This is a genomic window from Lacihabitans soyangensis (genome assembly GCF_024343775.1).
Classification (GTDB): Bacteria; Bacteroidota; Bacteroidia; order Cytophagales; family Spirosomataceae; genus Leadbetterella; species Leadbetterella soyangensis.
Map to the genome: position 1 here is coordinate 56,228 of NZ_RJUF01000022.1, position 11,626 is coordinate 67,853.

General features: G+C 37.5%; 9 protein-coding genes. 7 read left to right on the top strand and 2 right to left on the bottom strand.

Annotated elements, in window-relative coordinates:
• Positions 1 to 50 precede the first annotated feature (50 nt).
• Both EGI31_RS09565 and EGI31_RS09570 read right to left on the bottom strand, forming a co-directional pair.
• The gene (locus EGI31_RS09565) at positions 51 to 2,156 is read right to left on the bottom strand and encodes an outer membrane protein assembly factor BamB family protein (protein WP_255037008.1); all 2,106 of its coding nucleotides are present in this window, start codon (positions 2,154 to 2,156) and stop codon (positions 51 to 53) included.
• A complete protein-coding gene (locus tag EGI31_RS09570; RefSeq protein ID WP_255037009.1) occupies positions 2,156 to 2,728 on the bottom strand; it encodes a precorrin-2 dehydrogenase/sirohydrochlorin ferrochelatase family protein in 573 nt (190 codons plus the stop codon). Before EGI31_RS09570 ends, EGI31_RS09565 begins: the two co-directional genes overlap by 1 nt.
• A gap of 257 nt (positions 2,729 to 2,985) precedes the next feature.
• Between EGI31_RS09570 and EGI31_RS09575 the strand changes: the two genes are divergently transcribed.
• The 7 genes from EGI31_RS09575 to EGI31_RS09605 all read left to right on the top strand — a co-directional run.
• Positions 2,986 to 3,777, top strand: coding sequence for a YegP family protein (locus EGI31_RS09575; protein ID WP_255037010.1), 792 nt, complete (start codon positions 2,986 to 2,988; stop codon positions 3,775 to 3,777).
• Positions 3,778 to 3,943: 166 nt separating this feature from the next.
• Positions 3,944 to 9,310, top strand: coding sequence for an alpha-2-macroglobulin family protein (locus EGI31_RS09580; RefSeq protein WP_255037011.1), 5,367 nt, complete (start codon positions 3,944 to 3,946; stop codon positions 9,308 to 9,310).
• A gap of 226 nt (positions 9,311 to 9,536) precedes the next feature.
• The gene (locus EGI31_RS09585; protein ID WP_255037012.1) at positions 9,537 to 9,722 is read left to right on the top strand and encodes a hypothetical protein; all 186 of its coding nucleotides are present in this window, start codon (positions 9,537 to 9,539) and stop codon (positions 9,720 to 9,722) included.
• Positions 9,723 to 9,739: 17 nt separating this feature from the next.
• Complete coding sequence (locus EGI31_RS09590; RefSeq protein ID WP_255037013.1) at positions 9,740 to 9,982, top strand: DUF2442 domain-containing protein; 243 nt, start codon at positions 9,740 to 9,742, stop codon at positions 9,980 to 9,982.
• Between the two features lie 250 nt (positions 9,983 to 10,232).
• On the top strand, positions 10,233 to 10,427 hold the full coding sequence (locus EGI31_RS09595; protein WP_255037014.1) for a hypothetical protein: 195 nt from the start codon (positions 10,233 to 10,235) through the stop codon (positions 10,425 to 10,427).
• Between the two features lie 61 nt (positions 10,428 to 10,488).
• Complete coding sequence (locus EGI31_RS09600; protein ID WP_255035463.1) at positions 10,489 to 10,797, top strand: helix-turn-helix domain-containing protein; 309 nt, start codon at positions 10,489 to 10,491, stop codon at positions 10,795 to 10,797.
• Between the two features lie 2 nt (positions 10,798 to 10,799).
• Positions 10,800 to 11,626, top strand: an 827-nt coding sequence (locus EGI31_RS09605) for a DDE-type integrase/transposase/recombinase (protein ID WP_255037015.1), incomplete at its 3' end; no start/stop codon positions are given.

Here is an 11,626-nt window from a genome sequence, read left to right on the forward strand (position 1 = left end):
TGTACGGTTTTTTGACAAAAATAACAATAATAATCTAAATCTGTAACAAGTTACTCCAAAGCAAAAGCTACATACTTATTGCCTTTTGGAGTGCCTAATTTTGTACCTCCACAAGCAATTACAAGATATTGTTTACCGTTTTTAGAATACATTGATGGTGTAGCAAAAGCCGCTGCTGGTAACGCATGCTCCCAAACCAATTTGCCTGTTTTCGCCTCAAATGCTCGCAAGGAAGCATCCTTGGTGGCTGCTATAAAAAGTAATCCGGTTTTGGTAATTACTGGACCACCGTAGTTTTCGGTACCTGTGCCCGTAATGCCTTCTTTTTGCAAAATCGGCTCATTCCCAAGGGGAATTCTCCACAACTGTTTTCCCGAGTTCAGATCTATAGCATTCAAAGTTCCCCAAGGTGGGCCAATGGCGGGCAGACCTCTATTATCCAGAAATTTATTATAACCCGTCATTTTGTAAGCTACACCTGCCTTTTGGCTCATTTGACTGTCTTTGCTTTGCACTTCCTTTTTCTCCTCATTTTTGAGGAAAGCTATCAAGGCTTGTTTTTCCTCGGGTTTTATAAATCCAAAGCCTGGCATCATGCCTTTTCCTGAGTTTATGAAATTAAGTAAAGCGGCATTATCATGTTTTTTACCAATATTGACAAGCGAAGGATAGCCACTTTCAACATTTCCTTCTAAGTCTGGTTGATGACAATTTTGACAATAATTGCGGTAAGTACGTTCTCCAAGCGGCATGCCACTTGTATTTTGAGTAGGTCGCATGGTCTGTATCCAAGCCATCTCGTTGGCGTTGATATAAATTACTCCGTTAGGGTCAACAGCACTTCCACCCCACTCAGCTCCGCCGTCGTAGCCAGGGAAAATTATCGTTCCCTCTTCGCTTGGTGGGTCAAAAAGTCCTTTTTTGTAAGTTCTGAAAGCTTTTACCAATTCGTCTCTGTTTTGTGCATAAGGCGAAATATCTTTCTCAGTGAGTTTATAAGACTCTCTGGCATAGGGTTTTGGAAGTGTTGGAACAGGCTGGGTTGGCCATGTAACTTCTCCTTTTAGCTTAGATTTTGGTACAGGTATTGCGTTGATAGGGAACAATGACTTGCCCGTAACTCTATCAAAAACAAACACATAACCCTGTTTGGTTACTTGAGCCACGGCGTCTATTTTTTTGCCGTATTTGTTTAAGGTTATTAAATTTGGTGGTGCGGGTAAGTCTCTATCCCAAATATCATGGTGAACAAACTGGTAATGCCATTTGAGCTTTCCTGTTCGGGCGTCTAAGGCAAGTAAGCAATTGCTGAAAAGATTTTTCCCGGGTCTGTTGCCACCATAAAAATCGTATGCGGCCGAGCCAGTAGGTACATACAAAATCCCTCTCGACTTGTCCACCGCCATTCCTGACCAGTTATTTGCTGCACCTACATATTCATTTTTGTAAGCATCTTTCGGAAATGTTTCATAGCCTTTTTCGCCAGGATAAGGAATGGTATGAAATGTCCAAACAAGTTTTCCAGAAATCACATCAAAGGCTCGGATGTCACCAGGGGCTGCATCGGCGTCTTCTGAAAGTCTGACCGGCATATAAATCAGGTTTTCGAAAATAGTACCAGGCGTATTAGAAATGATAAATTTGTCTTTGGCTGATTCGGGCAATCCGGTGTGTAAATCCACTTTGCCTCCATTGCCAAATGTGGAAATAGGCTTACCCGTAGTGGCATCTAAAGCCCAAAGATTTGGTCCGGCAGTATACAGAATTCTTTTATCGTTGCCATTTTGCCAATAAGCTACTCCGCGGCTGGTACTCGCCCAGTTTTTCAAAGGATCACCAAAACGCCAAATCTCTTTGCCAGTACCAGCATCTATGGCAAATGCTTGAACAGACGATGTTACACCAAACAAAACACCATCCACAATCAGCGGATTCACCTGCATTTGGCCAGAGTCTGGAGTGGCATATTCCCACGCTACTTTAAGGTTTTTTACGTTTTCGAGGTTGATTTGGTCGAGTTTAGAATAATGATTCCGATCGGCTCCACCAAGATATTCCGACCAGTTCTCACCAGAACCGAAACTATCATCTACCAATTGGATTTTGATAAAACCCAAACACAATGAAACTGCCAATACCAAAAACACTTTTTTCATTATTTTTCTTCTTTTGAAATCGTAGTTATCTCATTCATTTTCTTTACTTTATATTCAAAATCGCCTTTTAGGCTATTTCGAATTTTCTGTAAATTATCTAAGGTTTCTTGTATGTTTTCAGGGATAATATCTTGCAACATCTCTCTGATTCTCTTTGCAAAAGTTGGTGATTTTCCATTCGTCGATATACCTATTTTCAAGTCGCCTTTTGTAACGACAGAACCCAAATAAAAATCACACAAATCGGGTGTATCAGCCACATTGACCAATATGCCCATGCTTTTACAATCAATTTGCACTTGCTTGTTTACTTCAGGCCTATCAGTCCCAACTATTACAATATTTTTGTCGTGAAGATGCTCCACACGATATGGTTCATAAAACAACTCTATTTTATGACTTTTGGAGAGTTCTACAATTTCGGACTTGATTTCGGGTGCCACCAAAACAATGTGAGATAGTGGTGAGTTTTTTAATAAGGCTTCCAATTTTTCAAGGCCAACATTGCCACCTCCGACTATCAGTATGGTCATTTGTTCGGCTTTTAAAAAAATGGGAAAGAGGGTATTCATATCGAAAATTCAATTTTTACGAAAGTAAATCAAAATTGTGAACAATTATCGAAATCTTTAACTGATAAATGCTAAAAAGCAGAATACAAGTGGTGTCCAGATATGGGCAAAAAAATAAAACAATTTTTATAAAAAATTGAAAATTAGTTCGTTTGACCCAAAAATGAAGAACATTATTTGTTTTTTTTCAAATATTAAATGTAAACTTTACGGACTTTCAAAAAAGAACAATTTTTACAAAAATAACCAATCTGTTTATGGCAGTAAATGATGATTATCTTCCGTGTAAATCTTATGCTGGACAAGAGGCCGACCCGAAAAATGAAGGCTTCACAGTATTTCAAGATAAAAAGACCAAGAAATATTATTTTGCTTTAGTAGACAACGAAGGTAATGTGCTGTTGAAAAGTGAGGGGTACGTTGATCTTAAATCAAGGAAAAATGGTATTGCATCGGTTATAAAAAACAAAAGTATTGATGGTAGGCTATCTGTTGAAAAAGACAAAAAGAAGTTTTTTGTGGTTTTGAAAGCAGGAAACAACAAGGAAATAGCTCGTTCATGCAATTTTACATCAGAATTGGAAGCCAAAAATGCGATTGAGAAAATCGCAAGCAAAGAGTCGGTTGCGGAAGTAGTTTCTGCTGGCGTTTCTACAAACATGCTTGCAAGTCTTGATGGCTTCTTGAATGTTGGAGATTATCTCGACAAAGCAAGAATTTGGGACTCCTACGGCATCACTGGTTTTGTGAAATTTCAAGGCGAAGACGACAAATATTATTTCGGAGTTTACAATCCCGACGCCACTCTTTATCTTCGTTCGCTGGGCTTCATGACAGAGGACGAGCGAGACAATACCTTCGATTTGATGGAAAGTACCATATTGTTGGAAGAAAACTACAAAATTGAGAATTTGGGTGGCAAATATTATGCGGTCTTATTCGAAGAAAGCGAGATTTTGGCCATTTCTCCTGATTTCAACTCTTTTATCGAGGCGTTTGTGACAACCCCAGGTGGACGTCCGAAAGAGACTATTGGAACAATGTTTTGAGAAAAAAAAGACGGAAATTGAATACAAAAACCTCTCAGAAATGGGAGGTTTTTTTGTTGGTCTAAAGTCTTAGCTTTCAAATATTTTACCCTATCAAAAAAACCACTAACTTGCTTCAATTTATAGCCTAAATTTCCGTTAAACTCAAAATTTTAAACTACCTAAAATGAAACGCGGTATCCTATTCTTCCTTCTCGTTTTCTTCTTCAATTCTTGCAATCACCTTCCCGAAGTCGGCATCAAATCAGTTGGTTTTGGCGATGAAATCGAAGTTTTACAGAATCTCTTTTTTGAGTTTGACGAAGAACTCGTGTTTGACGGTGACCTCAACAAATGGGAAAGCACACCTTACATGGATTTTGAGCCGAAAATTGAGGGAAAGTTTAAATGGATAGGAAAAAAAGAATTGGTTTTTTCGCCATCAAAACCCATGAAGTTTGCCAACGAATACAAAGCAAAGCTTTCAGAGAACCTTTTGAAAAGGAAAAAAGGGAAAATGGGTATTGATAAAAACGAAACCATCAAGTTTCATACACCTTATCTGAAAGTAAAGGATGCCCAAGTATATTTTGCCAAAAACAAGCAAAATCAAAAAGAGGCAAGAGTGCTTTTGCAACTAAATGGAAAATATGATGCCCACAATATAAAAGACGAAATAAAAATATTGGATGGCAACAAGGAACTTGACTACAAAATGGTTCCGGCTGAAAATTCAACCAATTTGGTGTTGGCCTTAACGGCTTTTCCAGATACCAGAAAAGGAGAAATAATGGCCAAAATAGAAGCAAAGGCTGATAATCCTCAAAAATTCAAAAATGCTGAGAAACTTGATTTGGATTATTTGCCTGCAGATAAGCTGGAAATATTGAAAATGCAGACAAGTTTCAAGAAGCTGAAAGGCTATGTATATATCAAAACCACTCAACAAGTAGATATTGCCCAAGTGGAAAAGCATATAAAAATAGAGCCAGCTGTGAGGTTTTCAGTTGAAGCTGCTGACCAAGGATTTACCATTAAAGGTGATTTTAATCAAGATGATTTGTACAAAATCACTTTGAACAAAAGCATCGTTGGGGTTTTGGGTGGAAAAATGGACGAAGACTATGAAGGTGAAGCGTTTTTCGGAAGAGTGAATCCGTATTTGGAATTTACCAACAAAAATGCCCAATACATGTCGAATGTTGGAAACAAAAACATCGGCATCAACATCGTGAATATTCCGAAAGTCAACGTTTCGATTTCTAAGGTATTTGAAAACAACATTTTGCCTTTTCTGAAAGGCACTCGCCGCAGTTATTATGGGGATGAGGAACAAGAATATTATTACTCTTCAGAGGCTGACATTTACAGCGATTTGATTTCTTCCAAAAAAATCGAAACCGCCGATTTGCCTGTAAAACAAGGTGTTTCGGTTCTGAATTTACCGTTGCCAGACCAAACTGCCAAACGAGGAATTTACTTTATTTCGATAGAATCTGAAGACGAATATTATCGAAAAATTCAAAAAATAGTTTCGATATCAGATATTGGCTTGATAACGAAAATGTCTCAAAGTCAAGAGGATGTGATTGTTTTGGCGAATTCTATCATGCAAACTACGCCGATAGCTGGCCTTGAGATAAAATTAATTAGTAATAACAATCAAGAAATAACCAAAGGAACAACCGATGCCAATGGAATGGTGGTTTTCAAAAATCTAAAAAAAGATAATCCGAATTTTACTGTGGCAATGGTTACGGCTAATTCGAAAGACGATTTCAATTATCTGCTATTTGACGATACCGAAATCGAAACTTCGAAGTTTGACATTACCGGCAAAAACTTCAACGAGGCTGGTTTGGATGCATTTATTTATGGCGATCGTGAGATTTATCGCCCTGGAGAAACGATAAATCTAAACACTGTAATCAGAAACAACAATTGGGAAACTCCGAAAAATATTCCAATAAAAATTCAGGTAAAACAACCCAATGGCAAAGAAGTGAGTTCGCTCATGACGCAAACCAATCCTTCGGGGGCCATTAGTCATTCTGTGAAATTGGAGCGTTCGGCACTCACTGGTTTTTACAATGTCGATGTGTTTACGGGCAACAATGTGCTCATTGGCTCGAAAAGCATTTCGGTGGAAGACTTTATGCCTGACCGCATAAAAGTAAACATTGATGCACCAGAAAAAGTGGAAATTGGTCAAAAAGCCACCATCAAGCTGCAAGCAAATAACCTTTTTGGACCGCCAGCGGCAGATAATAAGTATGAACTCGATTTTTCAATCAAACGCAAAACTTTCGAACCTAAAGGTTTTGAAGGATTTACATTTGGAATAGATGACCAAACCAAGTTTGAAAATGAAATCAGAAACGGAATAACAGATGGCCAAGGCCAAGGCTTGCAGGTTTTTGATATTTCTGATAAGTTTGCTAACAAAGGATTGCTAGAAGGGAAAGTTTTAGTTTCTGTATTTGATGAAACTGGAAGACCCGTTCATCGTCAAAAGACTTTCGAGATTTATACCCAAAAGCAATTCTTTGGGGTAAAAATCCCAGCCTATTTCGTGGGAACTAACGCAACTTTTCCAATTGAATTGGCAGCTTTAAATCCTTCTGGAGCCAACGTTGCAGCCAATGCCAAAATGGAGATTTACCTGCTTGAATACCAAACAGTTTTGGAAAAAACAGACGAAGGTCTCAGGTATGTTTCGAAGAAAAAAGAAAAGCTTATCAAAAGCCAGGATTTGAAATTTGGAACAAAAAATATTACACAAAATTTTGTTCCAAAAATATCGGGTGAATACGAAATCAGAGTAAAACCTGCCGATGCGGATAGTTATGTGAGTTCTAACTTTTATGCATATGGTTATGGATCAAAAGCCTCTTTTGAGGTCGATACAGACGGTGAAGTACAAATAGAAACCAATCAAGAAAATTATCTTTTAGGTGAAAAAGCCAAGGCAATATTCAAAACTCCTTTTGATGGGAAACTGCTGATAACGATAGAAAATGCGGGCATTTTGGAGCATAAATTTGTGCAAACTGAAAACAAATCTGCAGAAATCACGATTGATTTGGGAACGGCTCATTTGCCAAATGTCTATATCACTGCCACCTTGATAAGGGCTATGAATCAGCCAGAATTACCGCTGATGTCGGCTCACGGAATGAAAACCATCAAAGTGGATGACCCAAAACGCAGGATACCGATAGTGATTACAGCAGTTGAAAAATCTCGATCAAAAACCAAACAACGCGTAGATGTAAGAACTTCACCAAATACTGAATTGACTATCGCCGTAGTTGATGAAGGTATTTTACAATTAAAAAACACTGAAACGCCGAAAATCAACGAATACTTTTACCAAAAAAGGGCTTTGGGCGTTCGTTCATTCGACTTGTATCCATTGCTTTTACCAGAAATTCAATTGAACGGAAAAAGCAGCACCGGTGGTGACGGAAGCATGGGCAAGCGAGTAAATCCACTGGCCAATGGTCGTGCAGAATTGGTAGCCAAATGGAGTGGTCAAATTAAATCAGATGCCTCAGGAAAAGCCAGCTTTGAGTTTGACATTCCTGAGTTTTTAGGTAGCCTTAGAATAATGGTGGTAGCCTATGACGACGAAAAATTTGGCTCTGAAGAACAAAAAATGACGGTTTCAGATCCTGTGAGCATAAGCGTAGGTATGCCTTTGTTTTTAAGCCCAACCGACAAAGTGAAAGTGCCAGTAACGTTTTTCAACACTACGGAAACTCCACAAATAGTAAAACTTTCGACGCAAACCGAAGGACAAATTTCAGTGGGTAATTTCGCAGAAAACAACATCCCAATAGAGCCAGGAAAAGAAAAACATTTAGACCTTGAAGTAGCTGGAAAAGATAAAATGGGTTTAGGGAAACTGAAAGTCATAGCAAAGTCTGACAAAGAAACTTTCTCCAAAACCACCGAAATAAGTGTGCGTCCAGCTGGTTCTCTACAAAAATCTGGTACTTCGGGCATTTTGGCAAAAAATACTGATTTGGCGTTTGCAGCACCTGATGGTTATATTCCAGGTACTTTTTCTTCGAAAATATACATTGGAAATACTCCGATGATGCAGTTTGGCAATCGTTTAGAAACCTTGCTTGCCTATCCGCATGGATGCGTAGAGCAAACTGTTTCCAAAGCTTTCCCGCAGCTTTACCTCGACGATTTGATTCAACAGATTAATGGTAAACTCGAGATTTCTGAGTCGGGCCAATCTGAGTTGAATCCGCAATACAACGTGAATGCTGCCATTCAAAAATTGGAATCGATGCTGCTTTACAATGGTGCTGTGAGCTATTGGCCAGGTTCGCCAGAGGAATATTGGTGGGGAACTGCCTATGCTTTGCATTTCCTTTTGGAAGCTCAAAAATCTGGCTTTGAGGTTTCGAAACCCGTGATTATGCAGATGGTAAATTATCTGACTCAACGCACCAACGAAGAGCAAACCAAAGAAACCATTTGGACACTTACAAATGGGGTTTACAAGAAAAAAGAGCGTTTGAAAACCGAAATTGCATATTCACTTTATGTTTTATCTTTAACTGACGACCCAAACATTGCAGCCATGAATCAGCTCAAAGCCGATTTTGGAAAGTTATCTTCCGACCAACAGTTTTTGGTGGCTTGTGCCTTCAAACAAATTGGCGATGATGCTTCTTACTCAAAACTTTTACCAAAAACTTTTGTAAAAGAGGTGTACGACCGCATGCTCGACGATAGTTTCTCTTCTCCAATTAGAAATATTGCTTTGGTGCTAAACACTTTGGTTGAAACTGACCCACTAAACCCTCAAATAGCCAGTTTGACACAGTCGCTCAATGGCGTTTTGAGCAATAAGTCGCTTTACTTGAATACTCAGGAGCTTTCGTTTTCGATGTTGGCGATGGGCAAAATCTTGAAAACCAAGAAATCGACAGGAAAAGCCGAGATTTATTCAGAAGGAAAACTGATTAGAACTGTTGAAGGCAAAGGACAATGGATAGACATGACCAAATATCCGAAAGGCATAAGCGTGAAGTCGCTCAACGATAATTTGTATTATTACTACGAGTCGGAAGGCATCAGAAAAGACAATAAGTTTATAGCTGAAGACAAATTTTTGAAGGCCCGTCGCACCTACTTCACTCGCACAGGCGAGGTGATAAAAAGCCCAGTTTTCAAACAAAACCAATTGGTGGTAGTGCGATTAACTGTAAGTGTCCAAGCAGGCCTAATGTACAATGTGGACAACGTGGTGCTGACGGATATGCTACCAGCTGGACTAGAAATAGAAAACCCAAGACTGGTAGAAGACCGCGACATGCCATGGATCAAAAATGCCTCAAATGCCACATATTTCGATATCCGAGACGACAGAATCAACTATTTCGTAAACGTGGACAACACCGAACGACACTATTATTACCTAGCCCGAGCTGTCTCAAGAGGCACATTCGTACAAGGCCCAGTTTCAGCCGATGCCATGTACAACAATAATTTACGTAGCTATTGGGGCGGTGGAAGTGTGGTGGTGAATTGATGGCAGAGATGTTTTTAACCGCGAAGTTCGCAAAGAAATACGCAAAGTTCGCAAAATGGCATGTACTAGCAGAGTCTCCGCAGGGACTCTGCGAATTTCCGAGGACAGCATTGTCTTTGCATGAAGTTCAACATAATTTGTACGGCTACTATTAAAGAAAGTGTAAGAATTAGAAGAGTTGTAATTGAGTAATAAATAAGCATTTTTGTATAAAAACAAAAGAAATATGGCAACTATAATTATTCAAACCGAATCAAAGAGTACAACAAAGTTGATGTTGGACTTGGCCAAAAAATTGGGTGAAAAAACTAGTGTTTTAAGTAAAGACATTGAGGAAGACTTGATTTTTGGAAGTATGATTGAGAAAGCAAAAACCAATAAATTGGTGTCAAAAGAGTCTATTTTGAATTGATTTATTGTGAAAATATCATGTTACCAAAAATTAAGTCAGTAAAACCAATACCTAATTATATCCTTGAGGTTGAATTTGAGCCTTCTGTTCAAAAGCAATTTTCAGTATTAACCTATTTAAAATATACAGTTTACAAACCATTGGCAGATATTTCTTTTTTTAATACCGTAACTGTAAAATATGACACAGTAGTTTGGGGCAAAAATGAGGAAATAGATTTTGATCCTTTTACTATTTATTCTGAGGGTGTTTCAGTTTGAGATTTGTATACGCTATTTTGTTACTAAATCTTAAAATTAATCGTTTAAAAGTATTTTAATTTTTAATATTGATGTTAACTTTTGGTAAAGGCATTTGTTTAATTCGGGCTGAAGACTGATGTTCACCCATACTTTGTCTGAAGACTAAGCATAGTTTTGCAATAATTATACTTTCCAATGTCACTAGGGAAAATCTGATAGGGTTAGATTAAATTAAAACTTAACACATTTAACTTAAACTTTTATAATTTTGAAATCTTTATTTTTATTTTTTTTAATTAACATTACTGCATTAAAATTAGGGTTCACACAAGTTTTGATTGAAAAACCAAGAGATTTTGAAAATCCTCAAATTTTTTTGATTGAAAAACCAAGTGATTTAAGTAAACTTCTTCAACGAAAAAAAGACCTTCCGATACAACAGGTAGAATCTATGGATAGGTGATTTCATCCCGATAAATATTAGGACACAAAAATAGAGTTTTAACTTTTAATTTTGTGTCATTATGAGTAAGCATCGTCAAAGCTGGAGTCAGCAACAGAAATTACAGATAATTTCCTTTTACAAAGAAAAAGGTATTGGAGCAGCGTCTGCTGAATTTGGAGTATCCTCTACAACTATTTACAACTGGGAAAAGATTTTAGATCAGACAGGAGAGTCAGGTTTAGAATCAATTAAGAAGTCAGACAAGGATTTAGCAATCAAGCGATTAGAGCGTGAGATTCGAGAGCTTCGCAATATAGTTGCCGACAATGCTTTGGAGCTGAGAATAAAAGATGAGCTTTTAAAAAAAAGTCAATTGAAAAAGAGTTAAAAATGGAAGTCGCTATTGAATTTATTAGCCAGGGATTTCCAATTAGAAACGTCTTGAGCCATTGTGGATTATCGAAGAGTTCATTTTATTATAAACCCTCAGATGGCAAAGCTGGAAGAAAACCTTATGCGACTATATATGATTCTAAAGGTAGAGAAGTGACAGAATCAGCAATTGTTGGACGTATTAAGTTATTGTTCGCCAAGCCTTTTGTTGACTATGGAGCTTATAAAACGTTTCGTCATTTAGTGGACAAAGAAAAATATAGAATAAGCAAACACTATGTTTATAAATTAATGAAAATCAACAATTTACTTAGAGGAAGCAATCCGATTTCGAGTAAAAAATCAAATCGAAACCGAGTAAAAGATTTGATTCCCAAAGTGGAGACAGAGTTTAGTTTTTTTGAATTTGACATTAAATATGTCTGGGTAAGTGGCCAACGTAAAAGTATGCAAGTATTAACGATCTTAGATATATTCAGTAGATTTAATATTGGCCATTACATGGCTTACAATATAAAAAAAGAAGATGTAATAAAGCTATTTGAAAAGGTCATTGCTGAGTTTGGATTGCCTAAAAATTTTATAGTAAGAAACGATAACGGTAGTCAATTTATAGCAAGTGTGGTGCAAGATTTTCTAAAAAACAATGGCATTACACAGGAATTTACAAAACCAGGTACACCGCAACAAAATGCTCATATTGAATCTTATCATTCAATTATGGAAAGAACTGTCTGTCAGAGGTTTGAGTTTGAAAATATAAAAATAGCAAAAAGAACAATAGACGAATTCAGAGAATTCTATAACTTTGAAAGAATTCATGG

What these genes read in the sequence shown, in the direction of transcription:
- EGI31_RS09565 (WP_255037008.1), bottom strand. Translation starts at nt 2,156, where the DNA reads ATGAAAAAAGTGTTTTTGGTATTGGCAGTTTCATTGTGTTTGGGTTTT.
- EGI31_RS09600 (WP_255035463.1), top strand. Translation starts at nt 10,489, where the DNA reads ATGAGTAAGCATCGTCAAAGCTGGAGTCAGCAACAGAAATTACAGATA.
- EGI31_RS09570 (WP_255037009.1), bottom strand. Translation starts at nt 2,728, where the DNA reads ATGAATACCCTCTTTCCCATTTTTTTAAAAGCCGAACAAATGACCATA.
- EGI31_RS09590 (WP_255037013.1), top strand. Translation starts at nt 9,740, where the DNA reads ATGTTACCAAAAATTAAGTCAGTAAAACCAATACCTAATTATATCCTT.
- EGI31_RS09580 (WP_255037011.1), top strand. Translation starts at nt 3,944, where the DNA reads ATGAAACGCGGTATCCTATTCTTCCTTCTCGTTTTCTTCTTCAATTCT.
- EGI31_RS09575 (WP_255037010.1), top strand. Translation starts at nt 2,986, where the DNA reads ATGGCAGTAAATGATGATTATCTTCCGTGTAAATCTTATGCTGGACAA.
- EGI31_RS09585 (WP_255037012.1), top strand. Translation starts at nt 9,537, where the DNA reads ATGGCAACTATAATTATTCAAACCGAATCAAAGAGTACAACAAAGTTG.